Source organism: Collinsella sp. zg1085 (assembly GCF_018889955.1).
Taxonomy (GTDB): domain Bacteria; phylum Actinomycetota; class Coriobacteriia; order Coriobacteriales; family Coriobacteriaceae; genus Collinsella.
In genome coordinates, this window is the sequence record NZ_CP076545.1 from 347,532 (window position 1) to 367,351 (window position 19,820).

13 protein-coding genes are annotated in these 19,820 nt (G+C 49.5%); 8 read left to right on the forward strand and 5 right to left on the reverse strand.

Features of this window, described 5'->3' with window-relative positions; translation table 11 throughout:
* Positions 1 to 53 precede the first annotated feature (53 nt).
* The 3 genes from KPC83_RS01375 (at position 54) to KPC83_RS01385 (ending at position 4,494) form a co-directional block, all read left to right on the forward strand.
* A complete protein-coding gene (locus KPC83_RS01375; RefSeq protein WP_216278812.1) occupies positions 54 to 1,865 on the forward strand; it encodes a 1-deoxy-D-xylulose-5-phosphate synthase in 1,812 nt (603 codons plus the stop codon).
* A 939-nt stretch (positions 1,866 to 2,804) separates the two neighbouring features.
* Positions 2,805 to 3,734, forward strand: a complete 930-nt coding sequence (locus KPC83_RS01380; protein WP_216278813.1) for a DUF559 domain-containing protein — start codon at positions 2,805 to 2,807, stop codon at positions 3,732 to 3,734.
* A gap of 136 nt (positions 3,735 to 3,870) precedes the next feature.
* Positions 3,871 to 4,494 carry a GNAT family N-acetyltransferase gene (locus KPC83_RS01385; protein WP_216278814.1) on the forward strand — a complete coding sequence of 208 codons (624 nt, stop codon included), beginning with the start codon at positions 3,871 to 3,873 and terminating at the stop codon, positions 4,492 to 4,494.
* Between the two features lie 595 nt (positions 4,495 to 5,089).
* Here the strand turns inward: KPC83_RS01385 and KPC83_RS01390 are convergent.
* Positions 5,090 to 6,829, reverse strand: a complete 1,740-nt coding sequence (locus tag KPC83_RS01390) for an ABC transporter ATP-binding protein (RefSeq protein ID WP_216279215.1) — start codon at positions 6,827 to 6,829, stop codon at positions 5,090 to 5,092.
* Complete coding sequence (locus KPC83_RS01395; RefSeq protein WP_216278815.1) at positions 6,819 to 8,657, reverse strand: ABC transporter ATP-binding protein; 1,839 nt, start codon at positions 8,655 to 8,657, stop codon at positions 6,819 to 6,821. The genes KPC83_RS01390 and KPC83_RS01395 overlap by 11 nt, the downstream gene beginning before the upstream one ends.
* A 332-nt stretch (positions 8,658 to 8,989) precedes the next feature.
* Here KPC83_RS01395 and KPC83_RS01400 point away from each other — a divergent pair, with 332 nt between their 5' ends.
* Positions 8,990 to 9,949 carry a helix-turn-helix transcriptional regulator gene (locus tag KPC83_RS01400; protein ID WP_216278816.1) on the forward strand — a complete coding sequence of 320 codons (960 nt, stop codon included), beginning with the start codon at positions 8,990 to 8,992 and terminating at the stop codon, positions 9,947 to 9,949.
* 246 nt (positions 9,950 to 10,195) lie between these two features.
* On the opposite strand, the gene KPC83_RS01405 is transcribed toward KPC83_RS01400, so the two are convergent.
* Positions 10,196 to 11,005, reverse strand: coding sequence for a DeoR/GlpR family DNA-binding transcription regulator (locus KPC83_RS01405; RefSeq protein WP_216278817.1), 810 nt, complete (start codon positions 11,003 to 11,005; stop codon positions 10,196 to 10,198).
* A 318-nt stretch (positions 11,006 to 11,323) separates the two neighbouring features.
* Here KPC83_RS01405 and KPC83_RS01410 point away from each other — a divergent pair, with 318 nt between their 5' ends.
* From KPC83_RS01410 to KPC83_RS01425, 4 genes are all read left to right on the forward strand, one after another.
* Positions 11,324 to 12,175, forward strand: a complete 852-nt coding sequence (locus tag KPC83_RS01410; protein WP_216279216.1) for a class II fructose-bisphosphate aldolase — start codon at positions 11,324 to 11,326, stop codon at positions 12,173 to 12,175.
* A gap of 174 nt (positions 12,176 to 12,349) precedes the next feature.
* Positions 12,350 to 13,477 (forward strand): DMT family transporter, encoded by a 1,128-nt coding sequence (locus tag KPC83_RS01415; protein WP_253200949.1) that lies wholly within the window; start codon positions 12,350 to 12,352, stop codon positions 13,475 to 13,477.
* Positions 13,478 to 13,618: 141 nt separating this feature from the next.
* Positions 13,619 to 14,929, forward strand: a complete 1,311-nt coding sequence (gene hisS, locus KPC83_RS01420; protein ID WP_216278818.1) for a histidine--tRNA ligase — start codon at positions 13,619 to 13,621, stop codon at positions 14,927 to 14,929.
* A gap of 215 nt (positions 14,930 to 15,144) precedes the next feature.
* Complete coding sequence (locus tag KPC83_RS01425; RefSeq protein ID WP_371819273.1) at positions 15,145 to 17,937, forward strand: phosphoenolpyruvate carboxylase; 2,793 nt, start codon at positions 15,145 to 15,147, stop codon at positions 17,935 to 17,937.
* Between the two features lie 47 nt (positions 17,938 to 17,984).
* Here KPC83_RS01425 and yhbY read toward each other — a convergent pair whose 3' ends face one another.
* The gene (gene yhbY / locus KPC83_RS01430) at positions 17,985 to 18,284 is read right to left on the reverse strand and encodes a ribosome assembly RNA-binding protein YhbY (protein WP_216278819.1); all 300 of its coding nucleotides are present in this window, start codon (positions 18,282 to 18,284) and stop codon (positions 17,985 to 17,987) included.
* Positions 18,285 to 18,453: 169 nt separating this feature from the next.
* The gene (locus KPC83_RS01435) at positions 18,454 to 19,818 is read right to left on the reverse strand and encodes a PFL family protein (RefSeq protein WP_216278820.1); all 1,365 of its coding nucleotides are present in this window, start codon (positions 19,816 to 19,818) and stop codon (positions 18,454 to 18,456) included.
* Positions 19,819 to 19,820 lie beyond the last annotated feature (2 nt).

Here is a 19,820-nt window from a genome sequence, read left to right on the forward strand (position 1 = left end):
CGGCGTTCGTGAACCGTGCGAGCGGATACGGCTAAGTGAGGGAGACTGTAATCGTGCTGCTTGAGCAGATAGCAAAACCATCCGATATACAGGCTTTTTCTATGCAACAGCTGCTCGACTTGTGTACCGAAATTCGCCAAGCTATCCTGTTTCGCTCATCGCTGGATGGCGGGCATGTGGGTTCAAATCTTGGCGTAGTTGAGTTGACGGTTGCGCTGCATCGGGTGTTTCATGCGCCACAAGATTGTATTTTGTTCGATGTCTCTCATCAGACCTATGCGCATAAAATGTTAACTGGCCGAGCGGCTGCGTTTTTAGACGCTGAGCGGTTTTGTGAGGCCTCGGGTTTTGCGAATCCTTTTGAGTCTGAATATGATGCATTTGTGATGGGGCACACGTCAACATCTATAAGCTTGGCATGCGGATTTGCGCTCGCACGCGCACAACGTGGTAGCAGTGAAAACATTGTTGTTGTGATTGGCGACGGCTCGCTATCGGGTGGTATGGCGTTTGAGGGCTTGGATCACCTGGCTGAGCTGGGCGTGGGCGTCCTTGTGATTGTGAATGACAATAATTGGTCTATTGCCGAGAATCATGGCGGAATATATCGTAATTTGGCTGAATTACGTCGTACACAGGGGACAGCATCTCATAATATATTTGAGGTACTTGGCTTTGAATATCATTATCTTGAGGCGGGAAATAACCTCGAGCTGCTCATGAGTTCCTTGGCGTGTTATCGCGATTTAGACCATCCAGTGGTCTTGCATGTGCATACACTAAAGGGTTGTGGTTTTGCACGTGCTGAAGCTGACCCTGAGGCTTGGCATCATCCTGGGGTATTTGAGCTGCTAAAAGGCGAGTGCGGTTTTGAGCAGGCAGATGGTGTGTGCAACTTGGCTCTGGGTACAGGTCAAACCCCCCAGACCCCCCAAACTTATGCTGACATCTCAGCGGATATTCTTCTGAAACGCATGAAGCAAGACCCGTTGCTGGTGAGTGTGAGTGCCGCAACACCGTATTTACTTGGTTTTAGCCCCGAAAAGCGCTCTCAAGCAGGCACACAATTTGTCGATGTTGGTATCGCCGAACAGCATGCAGTTAGCTTCGTAACTGCACTTGCAGCAGCTGGAGCACGTCCTGTGTTGGGAATTTATAGCGTCTTTTTGCAGCGTGCTTATGACCAACTTTGGCACGATATGTGTCTCAATAATGCGCCGGTGACCTTGGTTGTTTGCGGTTGTTCGGTTTATGGAAGCCATGATGCCACGCACTTAGGTTTTTTTGATATTCCCTTGCTTGCGGGTTTGCCAAATTTGACCTATCTTGCTCCCGTTTGCTGCGAGGAATACGAGGCCATGCTTGCGTGGGCGATTGCCTATACGGGAGGTCCGGTGGCAATTCGTATGCCGGGACAAGGCATTATTTCACGACCTGATTTGGCACCAGCATCCAATATGTCATTTGCTGACCCGCGCTATCAGGTGGTTCGTAAAGGCTCTCGTGTCGCCATTCTTGGGCTAGGTTCGTTTTTTGAGTTGGGCGAGTCTGTTGCCGGGGCGCTTGCAAAGCATAATTTATATGCGACTGTTGTTAACCCCCGTTTTGCTTTAGGCGTTGATGCGCAAACTTTACACGAGTTGGCAGCATCGCATGAGCTAATTATTACGCTTGAAGACGGTGTGCTTGAAGGCGGTTGGGGCGAGCAGCTTGCCCGTGAGCTGGGAACATCAGGCGTTGGCGTAAAGTGTTATGGATTTAAGAAGTCTTATCCTGATCGTTTTGATACCGAAGCTTTTTTGTATGAGCAGGGTTTAACTGTCAAGCAGATTAGCGAGGACGTACTCCATTATTTTGGAATGTAGCTTCATAGAAAGTTTTATTGTCCGCGCAGGTCAGGGCTATATGTTTTTGGATGTGAAAATACTGCTATGTGAGACATTCAGGCTGAGTAAAGGCTGTGGGTGTTTTGCCGTGCAGGCTGTGTGAGATGTACGTTTTGCGCGGGGTGTACAGGCTTTGCAGGCATTTTGGCAGTGCGATGTATTCGGGTAGCACAAGCATGCGGTTAGTACTTTTGTGCAGTTTGCGAGAGGCGTTGTGGGTAGTTCGTGCTATGCGAGTTGCATGAAACACGTAGAATGTATGTAACATATAACCCGCGTGGCACTTGCATAATACCAAAGCCCAGCATCTGAAACGTATTGTGCTCACACGTTACACGACACATGCCAATCAACTCCAGCACGCGCGGATACAGGTTATTTAATACGCAACATGTACCGCCTTATGTGCAGCAAGCACATGCACGTCACTCAACGCACGATACCCAACTCGTACCGCACAATATCTAATACCCAACGCAAAATACCTGATATTCGACCCGTAACACACAGCGCGCGCTACGCGACACGCGACACGTATGCCGCAACGCGCAATGCGCGACACGCGACACGCGACACGTAACACGCGAGATGAATGCTGCAACGCATATAACCCTTGCCAATAGTTACTCGCACCCTCATGTCGCTTTCAATGAGTTGTATCTCAAGTTGTCTATCTGCTCCGCGTTGAAAGCGACACACGTAAAGTTAGAACTAAATTAAACAAGTGCTATTTAAATAACTCTTGTAGTTTTATTCATCTAATCAGGCATTTTACCTGCGGTGATAGATTGATGCGTCGATTTTGGTAGATGCACAAATATTATTTTCGATTCTCGAGCAATTCTCGTTTTTTGAGCGCATGCTTGAACTATGACAATGATTCTCTCACATAACACCGCTTGGCTTGTATACAGATACATGCACAGAACAGATATTGCCCCACGGCGGAGGCGACTCTCGACCGCTCTTCTGAAGCAAGCTCCAACGGCGTTAGAGGTAGACCGCGCGAGGGAGATGCTTGCTTGTTTGTCCGATGAACCAGCTGAACTGCATGTGATTAACGTTGGAACTTCGCAGCGAGGTCGTCGGAAGGATGTGGTATATCATCGAACGAGCGCGGCATACCTAGGAGAGCTCATCTATTTGGGGAATGAAATATACATGGTTGCACCTGAGTTGCTTTTTATCCAAGCAGGACAGTGGATGAGTTTTTGGCAGCATGTTGAGTTTGGGTATGAACTGTGCGGCTCATATCTAGGGTTTCCGGTGTTTGCGAGGTCTGCTGATAATCAAAAGCGCGCTTCACTGAGGCGAGCGGTTTTGGCTCAGGCAATTTCAGTCCATGTGCATATGCGTGGCGTTGCGCGGGCTCGCCGAGCGCTTTGGTATGTACGCGAGGGGTCGCGTTCTCCTATGGAGACAGCAATGATGGTTTTGTGGGTTGTTCCAAAACGGCAAGGTGGTTTAGGGATTCGTGCAATTGAGATGGATGTTCATATTCCTATTGAAAGAGAGTTTCAAAATATGACTCGTCGCTCGCATTTTTATCTGGATGCTTATGTTAGACATGCTAGGCTGAACTTTGAATATGATGGTCGACAGCATCGTTTAGACACTCAAATTGCAACTGACCATGAGCGCGATAATGTTTTAGCAAGACAAGGAATACGCGTTTGTAGAATTTCAGCGTCACAGCTAAACATAGCATCCGAGTTTCGTCGCGTGGTAGCTTTTGTGGCTGAATGTTTGCGGTATAAGTTGCCGCAAGATGCGGACTATTATGTTAAACAGGATAAACTCAGACGATTTGTGATACGCCACTATGATATATATGCTCGGGCGGCGTAGTCTCGTGTGAAAACCTAAGTTTGAGTTGTATGCATATATGGATTACTTGAAGTATGAGATGCGTAATGAGTTTTCTCAATGTCAAAAATTAGATATGCTAAACAAAATGATTACAGAAAGTAGAAGGCGGATAGTTGTGAAAGCTGTTGTATATCGTGATTTTCAAAATTCAGACCAAGAGGCGTTAGTTGAGATTTTGCGTGCGCAATGGCACGCGCATTATACGGACACAACAATCGGTAGTCTTGAGGCAACAGGAGATTTGGCGCATTTTCTTGGAAAGGCTACCTTTACTTGCGTTGCAGAGCTACATGGTGAGGCATGTGGGATTATTGCAGCGCGCATAGGAAAGGCAAGCCAGCAAACCCAGAAGTATTGGCAAGGCGTGTATGAAAAGGCTATGTCTGATTTGCAATTCCAAGACACGGGTGCGCACGCGCATGGGTTGCAGTATTTTGATGCGGAGCAGCGTGTAAACCGGCAGCTCCTAGAGCGTTCTGGTATGTCTGGTTCTGCAGAGGTAGTCTTGCTGGCGGTTAGCCCAGCTGCGCGTGGGTATGGAGTTGGTCGGGCTCTGATTGACGCTGCACGTGCATATCTAGCAAGCCAACAAGCACTTCCTGCATATTTGTTCACTGACACAAGTTGTACCTGGGAGTTTTATGAGCATCTAGGTTTTATACGCGAGGCACAGTATGTGACGAGCTTAGAGGAGCGGCAGGTGCTTCCTGAGGAGATGTATCTTTATCGTATTGAGTAACTCGTTGGCTTTAACACAGAAGAAGCTGCTTTGAAACCTAGCCAATGGCTAGGTTTTTTCTTGTGCGGTTCGTGTTTGGAGAGGCGAGCGAGGAGAGGCGAGTGTTTGAGATGGAAGCAATGTCGCTATCAAGAGCGCGCGAGGGGAAGTTTTCTGATGCAGTGCGTTGAGGGCGACATAAGAAGCAAAAGGCTAGGGCGCGGAGAGAGAAAAAGGGGGATAACCTAGTAATCCCCCTGCGCACTTAATAGTCTTATCAATCCAAGCAATCCTGTGGCTAGATATGCTTGTTACCTAGCTCGGTAACTCAGCAGTCTAGCAACTTAACAGCTCAGCAACCTTGCAAGCTAATAACCCAACTTGGGAACCCGGCAACTTTACAAGTAAGTCCAGCGGCTTAGCAAGAGCCTAGCAAGCCAACTGGCTGCAATAGCTTCAAGAAGCAAAGTAACCGCAGCTCTCTGCATTCGCAGCACTCTTAGCAGCTCCGCACCCTAGGAAAAGCCTTACTTCTTTCAAGAGCTTCTCCTACGCCCGTAAAAATCTCAGGGGCTCACCACAGAAATCTATATATCGGTAGATATAGCGCCGGAAGCTATAAGGTCCACGATGCAGATTTTTTTTGCAGGTGAACCATATGAGCAAATAAGCCATGCTGCTCAAGAAGCTCTTGCGGGCTTCCTTGCTCGGAAACAGTACCATCCGAAAGCACTACAATCTTATCGGCATGTTCGACAGTTCGCATACGATGAGCAATAACAAGAACGGTTTTCCCTGCTAAAAGGCGTGATAAAGCCTCTTGAACATGTGTTTCATTTTCGACATCAAGCGACGCTGTGGCCTCATCAAGAAGAACAATCGGCGCGTCTTTGAGCAAGGCTCGCGCAATAGAAATGCGTTGGCGCTCACCACCTGAGAGCTGTGAGCCATTCTCGCCAATGCGGGTGTTGTATCCATCAGGCAGGCGCAGCGCAAACTCATCGCACATAGCCGCCGCTGCTGCTGCTCGTACCTCATCATCACTTGCATCTTTTTTGCCAATACGAATGTTTTCCATAATGCTGGTATCAAAAAGAACAACATCTTGGAAGACCATGGAGTAGTGCCCAAGCAGCACTTCGGGATCGATTTGGGAGATGTCTACGCCGCCCATGCGCACGGTACCCGATTGAATATCCCAAAAACGTGCAGCTAGCTTTGCAACAGTAGATTTACCACTGCCACTTGGTCCTACCAGCGCCGTAACTTGTCCCTCAGGTGCTGTGAATGAAATATCGTCAAGCACTTGCGTTCCCGTGCCCTTATTGTATGCAAAGCTTACATGCTCAAAGCAGATATCGTGCCCCGAGGGTTCAAAGTGCGCTGAGCCTTCTTGTGTTGGATGGTTTTCGAGCTCCCGCATGCGATTAAGGCTATATTTCATATCGTTGAGTTCAGCGATAGCAGCTAAAATAACGCTAATTGGGTCATAAACACGAGTAACTACCAGCAAAAAGGCAAATAGCACCATAAGGCTAATCTGATTAGAAATAACTAGGAGCGACCCCAGGAGAACGGTTGAGGCCATACCGAGGCGCAAAAACGCAGTAGTTGAGGTTACCGGCACCCCAAATGTATATTCGAGAGATATACGCGCTTGTTCGTAGTTATCAATTTCGTTGAACAGCTTTGTTTGATACGTTTCGTTGGTGTTTGAGGAACGCAGCTCACGATTACATTCGATGTATTCTTGAAGTTTGTCAAGCATAGCAAGATGACAAGCGTTTTTGTGCTGGATTTTTTTGCCACTGATTTTTTGGGTGCTCAGCAAAATAAGAATAGCAAGAGGCACCGGCCACAAGGCGGCAAGGGCAAGTTCCCAGTGGTATATAAAGAGCATGATTGCAATAATGCCGGTTGTAATACCCACAGCAAAAAGCCTTGGCATAATATGTGAAAACATACGTTCTTGGTCTGAACAGTCTTTAAGAATAATTGAGGTCAAATCGGTAAGATCGCGCTGTCCAAAAAATGATAGAGGCAGTTTGCGCAAATGCTCAGACAGGCTAATTCGTTTACGGGCAGATTCGCCATATACAGCCACGTAGCTCAAGTTGTATTCGAGGTATTGCGTGATAAACATAGCCACTAAAACAGCCGCAATAGCAACAAGAAACCCGAGAAGGTCGGGAAGGGGCTGTTTAGCATCAAAGATGTGTTGCACGTACATCTCGCTTGCAAGAAATAGCACTGAGACGGGAGCCATTAGCGTTAGATTTGAAACAACGCAGGCAAGAATTCCCTTTTTAAAAACCGTGAAGCCTGTTTCACTTAATACAAAGGTGTCACGCAACATAAGATGTGCCTCCAATTTTCCAAGAAACTGACGCTTGATAGTTCTTCCAAAGTTGTGCATAGCGACCGTTTGCCTGCAGCAGCGTTTCATGTGTTCCCTGCTCAACAAGTTGGCCTTGTTCCATAACATATATACAATCGGCGTGCATAACCGTTGAGAGGCGATGCGCAATCATGAGTACCGTTTTACCGTGGCAAAGCTTTGCAAAAGCTTGTTGAATAAGGGCTTCATTTTCGGGGTCTGCAAAGGCAGTAGCCTCATCCAAAACAATAATAGGTGCATCTTTTAAAATGGCACGGGCAAGGGCGATGCGCTGACGTTCTCCTCCAGAGAGATATACACCATGCGTACCAATGATGGTATCAAGACCCTGCGGCATCTTAGCAATAATATCGTCGCACTGAGCTGCATGCGCGGCGGCTTCAATATCTGCATCACGTGCATCAATGCGTCCTGCACGGATATTGTCGCGGATACTCTGTTTGAGGAGGTGGTCGTTTTGAAACACGCAGGCGATAGAATCCATGAGTACTGACGGCTCAATATGGCGCACATCAACGCCGCCAACTAGAACGCGCCCAGATGAAGCGTCCCAAAAGCGCGGGAAGAGACTAGCAAGCGTAGATTTTCCGCCTCCGCTCTCGCCAACAATGGCAACTGTTTGACCGGGAGCAATGCTCAGGCTGACATTGTTGAGCGCGTTACGGTTGGCTCCAGGATAGCTAAAACACACCTGTTCGAGTGTAAGTGAGCTATCTTGTGGACGCTGTGTTTCTTCCTCTGTTGCGCGTTTCATGATGGGCATTTCAAGAATAGATTGCACACGTACGATAGCATCTTTGCTTAATTCAATGGTTTCGCTTGCATACATAACCTTGTTCATGACTGAAGTTGTAAGAGAAGAAAACAGCGCGTAAAACAGAAAATCAATAACAAAAAGCTTGAAGTCGGTGGCATGTGCAGCCAGCAAAATACTTACGGGCACAATGATGGCAAAGGTGCCGTTGATAGCAACAAGCTGAGAAACCTGCGGCACGCGACAAAAAATAGTGTATTTGGTTGCCATGTCGCGGTAGCTGATAATTGCCTCATGGAATGCCCTGCATGAATATACTGTCTGCTGAAACATTTTAAGCACCGGAATTCCGCGTACATATTCGGTTCCGGCTTCGCTCATGCGCGTTAATGCGTTTTGGTAGAGCTCCATAAAGCTACTATCTTCGCCATCGGCTTTATGAGTAAACATCAATGAAAGCGCAGCAATTGAAATGACGATGGGAATGAGGCAAACCGCTCCCATAATAGGGTCAAATAAGAACATGCAGATAATGTAGGCAATAGGTGCCACGATGGATGCGACAAAGTCGGGCAGTTTATGCGCAATCAAATCCTCTGTTTGACCAGCTGAAATGTCGATAATACGCCGAATATTTCCGCTTGCTGTTTGGTCAACAAGTCCCAAGCTGACACGGTCTAGGTGATTGATGCAGGTCTTGCGCATATTGCTTGCAATACGAAAGGCGCAGTTATGTGTCATCATGAGCGCACAGAAGTACAAGAAGCTTCCTGCAACAACGGCAGCAAAGGCACCCCATGCATAGGGGGCAACATCGCTTGCTTGGTCATAATAGGGTGCTACCAGTATAAAGTTTCTAATGATGTACCAAACAAGAACAAAGGGGACAACAGTAAGAACGCCGTTAAGCGCGGCAAGCAAGCAGCCTAGATAGGCTCGCCAAGCATGCGAGTCTGCATAAACGGCAAGCTGCTTGAACGGGTGCAAATCTTTGCTGGGCTCCGTGTTGGGTGCTACTGCAGGCTGAGACATATGCATTCCTTTCTTTAGTAGCTTTGCGGGAACGTGCTGAAGAGGCGGCTGAGTGGACGGCGCAGGATGGTTGTTGATGGGGCTACCGTGAATGATGTGCGTGTCATGTCGCTATCAACGACGACCAACGGCTGAGTAAGAGATGCTCGTCGTTGAAAGCGACATAGTTGTTTTGTTACAGGTTCCATACGCATTTCCCTTCGAGTTTTACAGCGTACTCTGTTAAGATTAACCATAACTAACTTATTCAAGTAAGGGCCATTGACCTCAGTGAGTATGCGAATAAGGACGCGCGCCTAAATTATTTGGACGCGCGGCTAACAGGAGGACGTATGTTTACCCTCGGCAAAGAGTTGCTCCACATGTACGAAGAGCCTGTCTTGCAGCTTGATATGGATATTCGGAAAGGCGAGACGTGTCTTTTGAGTCAGGGCAGTTATGAGTGGGGTACAGCGCGCACTGTGGCCGTACCTCTTGCACGTGATGCGGCGTTTTTCTTGGTTGATATTTTGCCTCAGCAGGAAGTTTGTCTACAAGAGTGCCCTGGGACGTGTCTATGTGCGAGTGTTATGTCTGAGGCCTCCGCGTCAATGCTTCCGCAGGCTCCGGCTCAGCCGTTGTGTAAACAGCGGAATGTGGGCGTGTTTGCTATGGACTGCCCTCGTGAGACGTATACCATGCAAAAAGATACTCACTATCTTTCATATACTTTTTGCTGGTTACCGAGCTACCTCGAGAGAATGAGTACCTTTGCTGGCGGAAGCTATGGACAGCTGTTCGAGCGCACAAGTCCTCAGTATCAAAATGATTTGCCTCGCGAGTTGGCACAGTTGTTACTCAATTTAGATGTCGGCCAAATTGAAGCCCCAGGCATGATGCCATATTTTCAAGGTATTGGGCTTCATGCGTTGTCGCTGCTCAATAGTTCTGTTCAGTCACACTACGATGCGCACCAGCGTTTTGGCTCACGCGAACAGCAGGTGGTAGTTGCTCAGGCAAAGGCACTTATGCAGCAAAACTTGTCAGCTTCGATTCATTTAGAAGATGTGGCTCATGATGTGTATGTAAGTCGGAGTTATTTGTGCGCTGCATTTAAGGCGGAGACAGGTTACTCGGTGCTCGATTGGCTTCGTCGTGAGCGTATGGTGCGAGCGCAGGAGTTGTTGTTGCAGCCAAAAGTTCCCATTCGAGTAATTGCAGAGCAAGTTGGATTTAAGCACCTTAGTAGCTTCTCGCAGTGCTTTAAAGCTCAAGTAGGTTGTTCACCGCGCGCATGGCGAGCTCAGCTATAAGTTTTGCCTCAATTGAGTGCACATGAATGCGTATAGAGAGTGGCAAATACGCAGTTTGGCGGGCTAGCTTGTATAAGCGCGGGTCATTTGGAGTATGACAGCTGAAATAACGTAGCGGTGCAGATTGGCGTGTTGCTTGCTTAAATGTCGCTATCAACGGTGAGTAGATGGGTGCCGCTCGATAGATTTAGTTGAAAGCGACATATGCGCAATGTTGAGCTGGATAATAGAAATACCCGCAGCAACTTATTCTGCTGTGTGAAGTCTCGGCCGTTGCTCGCTTGGCAGCTCGTCAATCATTGCAGCAAGCACACCTGCAGGATCGCGATCCATAACGATGTCGTCAAATTCAGAGAGCTCGGCAAACCGTATCATGCCCTGAGCAGCAACTTTACTGGCATCCAAAAGAGCAACGCGACGTTTGGCAGCTTGCAGCATGGCAGTTTTAACTTCAGCCATAGGGGGAAAATCTGTCATAAACCCACGCACAGGAACAAAACTTCCCGGACAGACAACGGCAAGGTCAACATGGAGCAGCGCAAGAGAGGCGTGTGCAAGTGGGCCATATACATATCGATGGCTTTTACGTACACACCCGCCGAGGACTATGGCATTTACCTGCGGCATGCTCTCATCGATGAAATCTGCAATGGTAAGATCAGGGGTAATGATTGTAAGGTCAGCGATGCCTTCAAGCGCGCGAACAAAGGCAAGAGCAGTGGTTCCCGAATCAACAAGCAGCGTGTCGTGAGCTTTAACAAGTGTGCGTGCAACCTGGGCAATTGCCTGTTTGGCCGGGGCATTGACGTTTATGCGCTTGTCTTGCACCGAGACAGTGAGTGTTCGCTGTAGAGAAATTGCTCCGCCATGCGTGCGTTGTAGTTTTCCGGCTTGGGCCAGGGCGTCAAGGTCAGAACGAATAGTTACCGCACTGACCTTAAAGGTGCGAGCAAGCTCTGCTACATGGACAGCAGACTCATGGGTAAGGAGTTCAAGAATTGCGGCTTGTCGCTCTTGGGCAAAATTGACTGTATTCTTGCGGCTTGTGTGGCGCATATGGACTCTGGCCTTTCGTAGTAAATTTGCTCTTTCTTTTAGAATAAGAAAACGAAAGTATAATCATCTACGTACTAGGAGACTCTGGACAAGAATATAATACTTACTGATAGATTCTTCAAAAGATGCGGGCACAATCAAATATTTAACTTGCTTTTACTTTCGTTTTACTCAAAGTATACAGCGCATAAGCGGCACAAAGCTGCCCTATATATAGGTGCGCTCGCGTACAATGGCTTTAGTGTTTGTTTGGTATCAGATATGTCGCTGATAGCGCCACTGATAGCAATAGCTGCCTATGAGAAAGAAGGGCTTATTATGCTGGTAACTACAAGGGAGATGCTTCAGGATGCACGTAAACATCACTATGGTGTTGGTGCATTTAATGTTGAAAATCTCGAGTTTGTCATGGCAATTCTGGCTGCTGCAGAAGAAACAAAATCGCCGGTCATTATGCAAACAACGCCAGGAACCATCAAAACTGCTGGTCTTGACTATTTTTATGGCATGGTAGCCGCAGCTGCTGCACGTACGGATGTTCCAGTGGCGCTGCATCTTGATCACGGCGACGGCTTTGAGCGTTGCATGCAGGCAATGAAAACAGGATATACCTCGGTTATGATTGACGGCTCGCATGTGCCCTTTGAGGAAAATATTGCGGTAACCGCACCAGTGGCTCGTGTGGGACGCGCTCTTGGCATTCCGGTTGAGGCTGAGCTTGGCAAGGTTGGCGGCAAAGAGGACGATGGTCCTTCCGTTGAGGGAGAAAACCCTTATACCGACCCTGACGAGGCTGTCGAGTTTGTTGAGCGCACCGGTTGCACCAGCTTAGCTATTGGTGTTGGCACGGCACACGGCATCTATGCGGGAACGCCACATATTCAGCAAGATGTTGTAAAGGCCATTGCTTCCAAGCTGGATATTCCGCTGGTATTGCACGGAACCTCAGGTGTGCCTGATGAGCAGGTTGCTGAGGCCATCCAAAACGGTATTTGCAAGGTGAACTATGCAACCGAGTTGCGCCAAGCATATACCAAGGGATACCAGGACTTTGTTGCTGCTCATCCTGAGAATTTTGACCCTAAAAAGCCAGCGCATCAAGGTATGGACGAGATTGTCAAGATTGTCAAAATCCGCATGCAAAATCTTGGGTCGGTTGGTCGCGCTTAGGTTGCGCTTAGGTCGCGTACTTTAGCCAAGAGAATTGAGCTAGAGACCCCCGCATGTTACATTCGCTGTAGCATCGGGGGTCCAATGCTATGTAGTCCTTCCAAGGCGGCGCAACTAACATGTACTGGTGGTTGTGCGCGGACACCACGCCTTACAAACTGACGATGGAGTCCTATGGCTGTCAAAACTACTGCTGCGTGTGACCAACCCTTATCATCGAGTGAACAACATGCGAGCAGCTGCAACAACTGCACCACCGTTCGATGCACCGCGGCTTCGCCTGTCGATACCGGCTTGAGTACTGAGCGAGCCGCACGTAGTCCCCGCAATTGCCATGCGCACCCCAATCAAGCGATGCTTAACGACCCCATAATACCGCCTGAGGACCGTTTGCCTGGTGCCTTGCGCGGTGCGGGAGCGCGTCCACCTATCTTTTGGAAATCCCTACTAGTTATCATGGCACTTATTTGGGGATTCTCGTTTTATGTCATGAAAGAGATTCTTGATACGCTGCCGCCTTCATATATGCTCGCTGTCCGGTTTTTGGTATCAGCCCTTGTGCTGGGAATACTGTTCTTCAAGCGTATACGCGCACACTTTAGAGCACGCACGCTGTGGTGGGGCATGTTGCTCGGTGCGCTTATGTGGGCAGGTTATACCTTTTTGTCTTTGGGTCTTGTTGAAACAACGGCAGGAAAAAACGCGTTTCTAACCGGTACTTACTGCGTTATGGTGCCCTTTGTGGCTCATCTTGTGACGGGTGAGACGCTGACACGTTATAACGTAGGCGCAGCGCTGCTTTGTTTAGCAGGCATAGGGTTTGTTGCACTCGATAATTTTTCGCTGGCAACAGGCGATTTGCTAACGCTCATTGGCGCGCTGTTTTTTGCACTGCAAATTGCATATATGTCAAAGGCTGGCACTAACTTTGACATTAATGTTTTAACGTTTTGGATGTTTCTGGTAATCGGTGTGCTCAGCTTAAACTTAGGCATGCTAACCGAAACAGCTCCTCCGTCTTCGGCGTGGACTCCGTCGTTTGTGGGCATGTTGCTGTTTTTGGCAATTATTTGTACCTGTGTGGGTCTTCTTATTCAAAACTTGGCAGTTGCACACGTTCCGGCATCGACAGCATCGTTGCTGCTGTCGCTCGAGTCTCCTTCAGGTGTCTTTTTCTCGGTGATGCTTGCCGGCGAGTTGTTGTCTGGCCGTTTGCTTGTGGGTTTTGGGCTTATCTTCTTTTCAATTATTGTGGCAGAAACAAAGCTTGCGTTTTTATTTCGCACAAGCAGGCGAGCTTAGCGCGCTGGCTTGCATCTAGGTGGTCGCGCGAATAAACACGGCTCATTTACACCCACGCGCGTGTTGAGCGCATGCCGTGCCGCACAGCAGACGAAAGTACCGGTATACTAGCCGGTGATAAAAGACCGGAGAGGATGCACTATGCAAGCACAAAAGGCAGAGGGTACCAAAGACCTTATGGGCAATGAGATGCGCGCTTGGATGCGCATGCAAGAGATTGCAGGCACTATCTTTTCACGCGCTGGCTTTGAGCGCATTGAAACCCCTGCGCTTGAACAACTCGATGTCTTTGTGCATGGTATTGGTCAGTCAACTGACGTTGTGCGCAAGGAGATGTTTCGGGTCTTCTCGGGTGCCAATTTTGAGCGTGTGCTTGAAATGGGAAGTGATACGGCGCTTAAAGCTAAGCAGCGTCTTGCCCTGCGTCCTGAGGGAACGGCAGGCGTGGTGCGCTCAATTGTTGAGAATCACCTGGTACCTCAGGGTGCTGCACCGTTCAAAGGCTATTATGCAGAGGCGATGTTTCGTGGCGAGCGGCCGCAAAAAGGTCGTTTGCGTCAGTTTCACCAGATTGGCCTTGAGTGGATTGGCGCTTCGGATGCCGCCGCTGATGCTGAGTGCATCATGATGCTTATTGATTTTTATCAGGCAGTGGGTTTTGGTGCGAGTGATATGCGTTTGCTTATTAATTCGATGGGCGATCCGGCGTGCCGACCGGCATATCGTGAGCTTGTACGCAGCTTTATTTTGGAACACAAGGACGAGATGTGCGATGAGTGCCTTGAGCGTGCTGAGATAAATCCTTTGCGTGCCTTTGACTGTAAAAATGAGCACTGCCAACTTGTGATGAAGGACGCACCCCTTGCACCGGAACACCTATGCGCCGACTGTGACGAGCATTATGCTCAAGTTAAGGCATATCTTGATAGAGCAGGTATAAGCTATGTTGAGGACCCAACGCTTGTGCGTGGCCTTGATTATTACACCCGCACGGTATTTGAGGTTGAAGTGCCCGGAGCCGGTGTTGGTTCAATTGGCGGCGGTGGTCGCTATGACGGGCTGGTTGAGCTTGAAGGCGGCAAGCACACGCCCAGCGTGGGTTTTGCCCTTGGTTTTGAGCGCGTGTATCTTGCTCTTGAGGCACTTGGCAAGCCTTTTATGGTAGATAAGGGTACTGGGATTTTTGTGGCAACAACTGGACCAGATATGCGCCTAGAAGCTTTTTCGATTTGCCGTAAATTGCGGCAAGCCGGCTGGTATGTTGAAGCTGACTACCAGCAGCGTTCACTCAAGAGTCAGTTTAAGCTGGCCGATAAGTTGGGTGTGAGCCATATTCTGGTGCTTGGAGCTAATGAGCTGGCAGAAGGCTGTATCAAGCTACGCGATATGCAAACGCACGAAGAGACTCTTATCAAGCGAGATTCTTTGCTCGAAGAGCTTGCTGCTCTATAAGCATGTCCTGCTCGCATGATGGCAGTGCGCAATGCATGAGTATCAACTGCTTTGGCAAGCCGGATAGAATCTGGGGCGATGCCTCAGAGAGCTTGCTTGCTTGCCATAAGACCGTGCTCATGCAATTTGTATCAGCAGATAGTTTTCGAGCTCTAAATGTAACAAAGCATTGACAACAGCGCTTGAAACCACGCTTGAGCCAACTGCAGCGTATAATTGAGCGAGCTATAATCTATCAGGAAGGATTGGCCTTGTCTGAGATTGCAGAGATTGATATTCCTGAGAGCTTGCGCGATAACTTGGCGCTTTTTTTGCGTCTTGAGCGCAAAGTGCTCAATGAGTACGACCCACAGGTTTGTGAGCTTTTTGACAAACTGCTCAGCCATGTTGTGTTGGCTAATGAAGGAAACCCTGGTGCCGATGCAGCTCTTGAAACAATTGACGCTGAGGGTATACCTACCGGATCCGGAATAGGTGCCGAGGCCTTTCGCGATGCCGTAGCGCTTATTGATACGCTTGACCTAGACCACGCTCAGATGCTTGTACGTGCGTTTACGTCGTTCTTCCATCTGGCTAATTTGGCAGAAGAGAACTACCGTGTTGCCGCGCTGCGTGAGCGTGAGAGCTTGGTAACGCTTAGCGATGAGACAGAAGCTGGAGACGCTTTTGTGCTGCCAACACAGGTTGACCCTGCCAATGAGCTTACGGTTGCTTTTAAGCGCTTGGTTGATGAAGTGGGACAAGAAGAGGCCTTGCGCTTGCTCAACCAGCTGGAGTTTCATCCGGTCTTTACGGCACACCCCACCGAGGCGCGTCGTAAGGCGGTTGAGGGCAAGATTCGCCGTTTAGCAAAGCTGCTTGAAGAGCGCCCTCATGTAGGTGGCACCGATCTTTTAGAAAATGAGCGTCACATGTTGCAAGAGATTGACGCTCTGGTGCGCACGTCGCTTATTGCGCGTAAAAAGCCTACTCCAGTTGAGGAAGCCTCAACGATTCTTGAGATTTTTGACCGCACCCTATTTGACACAATCCCTCTGGTATATCGCCGCTTTGACAATTGGCTGCTCGGCGATAAAGCAGGAACAGTTCCTCCTGTTTGTCCGGCATTTTTTCACCCAGGGAGTTGGATTGGCACTGACCGCGATGGCAATCCTAACGTAACTGCAAAGGTGAGCCGTGAGGTGGCGCGCACCTATGCTGAGCATATTCTTGCCAAGCTTGAGCATAAATGCCGCCGCGTGGGTCGTAATCTCACGCTTGAAGTAACGTATACCAACCCCTCAAAAGAGCTGCTTGACCTTTGGAATCATCAGGTTGAGATGAGCGAGGTAATTACCACACGCGCTGCTGGAATTTCGGCACATGAAATGCATCGCGCTGTAATGCTTGTTATGGCGGAGCGTCTCAGTGCAACAATTCGTCGCAACGCCGATACTATGTATAAAAACGCTGAGGAGTTTCTTGCTGATTTGCGCGTTGTGCAGCGCTCCCTTGCTGAGGCTGGCGCTGTGCGCGCAGCATATGGACCTGTTCAAACGCTTATTTGGCAGGTTGAGACCTTTGGTTTTCATTTGGTTGAAACTGAGTTCCGTCAACATTCAGTGGTGCACGCGCGGGCTTTGGCAGATATTCGCGCGCATGGTCGAAACGGCGAGCACGGTGCACTTGACCCTATGACGCGTGAGGTACTAGATGCGTTTAGGGCACTTGGCATGATTCAGCGCCGTTATGGCATCAAGGCCGCGCGGCGCTATATCATCTCGTTCACCAAGAGTGCGCAAGACGTGGCTGATGTGTATGAGCTTGCACAGCTGGCCTTTTCGCATGAAGCTGATGTGCCTGAGATAGACGCCATTCCGCTATTTGAGCAGCTTGAAGACCTCGAAAACTGTATTGATGTGCTTGATGGCATGCTAAAGGTTCCGGCGGTGCAGGCGCGTTTGGCATGCACAGGCCGGCGTATGGAAATCATGCTGGGCTATTCTGATTCTTCAAAAGATGCAGGACCGACAACTGCAACCCTTGCTCTGCATACGGCTGAGGAGCGTATCGTTGCCTGGGCAGCCCAGAACGATATTCAGCTTGTGCTCATGCATGGTCGTGGCGGTGCTGTTGGTCGTGGTGGAGGTCCTGCTAACCGTGCGGTACTTGCCCAGCCTAAAGGCTCGGTCAACAGCTGCTTTAAGCTAACCGAGCAAGGTGAAGTTATCTTTGCGCGCTACGGTAACCAGGCGCTTGCTGCGCGCCATGTTGAGAGCGTTGCCGCGGCAACCTTGCTTACCAGTGCTCCATCGGTTGAGCGTATCAATACTGAGATGACCAACAAGTACGCCTCTATGGCAGAAACCTTGTCTAAACTCTCGCATCAGAGCTTCCTTGAGCTGTTGCATAGCGAAGACTTTACGCCGTGGTTTAGTACGGTAACGCCGCTTACCGAGGTAGGCTTGCTGCCTATTGGCAGTCGTCCCGCAAAACGTGGTCTAGGTGCAAAATCCCTTGATGACCTGCGTACTATTCCGTGGGTATTTAGCTGGAGCCAGGCGCGTATTAACCTAGCTGCGTGGTATGGCTTGGGCTCTGCCTGTGAGCAGCTGGGCAATCTTGCCTTGTTGCAGCAGGCATATCGTGAATGGCCGCTATTCAGCACCTTTATTGACAATATTGAGATGTCAATTGCAAAGACTGACCAGCGTATCGCCAAAATGTATCTTGCCTTGGGTGGACGCGAAGATTTGGCAGTTAAGGTATTTCATGAGATGAGCCTTACCCGCAAATGGACGCTTGCTATTGTTGGTGATGAGTGGCCGCTTGAGCATCGGCGAGTGCTCGGCCGCGCGGTGCGCATGCGAAACCCCTACGTTGATGCACTCTCTTTGGCACAGGTGCGTGCACTTCGTGAGGTGCGCATGCGGCAAGAGGAGCTTTCTGAAGAGGCTAAGGCAAACTACTTGAGCCTTATTTTGGCAACGGTAGCAGGAGTATCAGCTGGTTTGCAAAATACCGGCTGATGTGCGTTGTGGGAGAGGGTAAAAGAGCTGCATAGCTCAGATATGGGCTAGGGCAGCTCGATATGCTTTATATCCTTCTTGTGACTCTTGCGATAGAGCGAAAAGCGATGTCCAATAACTTGCACCACATCAGCTTCAAGCTGCTCAGCTAAGGCTTCGGCTGCCTCGCGAGCAGTGAGCTCGCTGCCGTCTTGAACACCACATTTGATGAGCTCATGCGCCTCAAGGGCATCTTCAACCTGTTTACGCACGCCATCGGTAATATCGGCTTTGCCCACAAATACCGAGGGGTTTGCATGATGTACGAGGCTTCGCAAATATCGAACTTGCTTTCCAGAGAGTGCCATGTGTATTCCAATCTTGCCCTGAGCAATTAAACATATCCATGATGGAGCATACTGTAACACAGCCGCAGCCAGCGGCGCGCTTTAAGCTCCATTGGCAGTATGCCTGAGAGCGCGTGTCATCGCCCGTGCTATGTGTGTGGTGCGTTATGGGTACTAGCTTGGAGCTCCGTTAGTTTTTGAGCGAGTTTAGGGGAGCCGGGAAACGCCCGCCGCGATGCGCAAAGACTGTCCCCGCGTGTTTGTTAACCGGCATCACAGGTGCCTTGCCAAATAAGCCGCCCCATTCAACCGCTTCGCCCTCACACTTGCCAATCGCAGGGATAATACGAACCGCTGTTGTCTTGTTGTTAATAACGCCAATCGCCATCTCATCAGCAATGATGCCGGCAATGGTTTCAACGCTGGTATCACCAGGTACCGCAATCATATCCAAGCCAACAGAGCAGACGCAGGTCATGGCTTCAAGTTTTTCGAGGCTGAGTGCACCTGACTCGGCAGCAGCAATCATGCCAGCATCTTCTGATACAGGGATAAATGCGCCTGATAGTCCGCCCACACTTGAGCTGGCCATAACTCCACCTTTTTTGACGCAGTCGTTGAGGAGTGCAAGTGCGGCGGTGGTGCCAGGGCCTCCACACTGACCAACTCCCATGATTTCGAGGATGCGCGCGACAGAGTCTCCTACTGCTGGTGTTGGGGCAAGCGATAAATCAACAATACCCTTTGATACCCCTAGGCGACGAGCGGCTTCGCGGCTCATCAGCTCGCCTGCACGAGTAATCTTAAAGGCTGTTTCTTTAATTTGCTCTGCTACTTGCATAATATCTGCGGTTTTAGGCAGCGCTTTTAGGGCGGCAGCCATAACGCCAGGACCAGAAACGCCTACGTTTATCACAGCATCAGCCTCACCGCTGCCGTGTACTGCACCAGCCATAAAGGGGGAGTCTTCCACCATGTTGGCAAAGACAACAAACTTTGAGGCGGCAACGCATTCACGGTCGGCGGTTAGCTCAGCAGCGCGCTTGATGAGCTGCGCCGCAAGCAAAACGGCGTCCATGTTAATTCCAGCACGCAGGCTTGCCACATTCAGGCTCGAGCAAACTCGCTCGGTTGCTGTGAGCGCTTCGGGAATGCAAGCAATGAGACGACGATCTGCATCTCCTATGCCTTTGTGTACAAGAGCAGAAAAGCCTCCTAGGTAGTCAATACCTAAGGTATGAGCAGCTCGGTCGAGGGCGTGCGCCAGTGGAACCAAGTCAAGAGCGGGGCTTGCTGCAGCAATTTCTGCAATTGGTGTAACTGCCACACGTTTGTTAACAATAGGAATACCGTATTCGCGTTCAAGGTTTTCGGCGGTAGGCACGAGATGTTCGGCTGTTTTGGTGATGTGGTCATAGATTTTAGTACACATACGCTCAAGGTTTTCATCGGCGCAGCCTTTGAGCGAGATTCCCATGGTGATTGTGCGAATGTCGAGGTGCTGCTCGACCACCATGCCACGTGTTTCAGCAATCTCTTGTTGGGTAATTGACATAG

Coding starts and splice junctions, on each gene's coding strand:
- KPC83_RS01380 (WP_216278813.1), top strand. CDS start 2,805: ATGCACAGAACAGATATTGCCCCACGGCGGAGGCGACTCTCGACCGCT.
- KPC83_RS01390 (WP_216279215.1), bottom strand. CDS start 6,829: ATGTTGCGTGACACCTTTGTATTAAGTGAAACAGGCTTCACGGTTTTT.
- KPC83_RS01395 (WP_216278815.1), bottom strand. CDS start 8,657: ATGTCTCAGCCTGCAGTAGCACCCAACACGGAGCCCAGCAAAGATTTG.
- KPC83_RS01400 (WP_216278816.1), top strand. CDS start 8,990: ATGTTTACCCTCGGCAAAGAGTTGCTCCACATGTACGAAGAGCCTGTC.
- KPC83_RS01405 (WP_216278817.1), bottom strand. CDS start 11,005: ATGCGCCACACAAGCCGCAAGAATACAGTCAATTTTGCCCAAGAGCGA.
- KPC83_RS01410 (WP_216279216.1), top strand. CDS start 11,324: ATGCTGGTAACTACAAGGGAGATGCTTCAGGATGCACGTAAACATCAC.
- KPC83_RS01415 (WP_253200949.1), top strand. CDS start 12,350: ATGGCTGTCAAAACTACTGCTGCGTGTGACCAACCCTTATCATCGAGT.
- hisS (WP_216278818.1), top strand. CDS start 13,619: ATGCAAGCACAAAAGGCAGAGGGTACCAAAGACCTTATGGGCAATGAG.
- yhbY (WP_216278819.1), bottom strand. CDS start 18,284: ATGGCACTCTCTGGAAAGCAAGTTCGATATTTGCGAAGCCTCGTACAT.
- KPC83_RS01435 (WP_216278820.1), bottom strand. CDS start 19,818: ATGTCAATTACCCAACAAGAGATTGCTGAAACACGTGGCATGGTGGTC.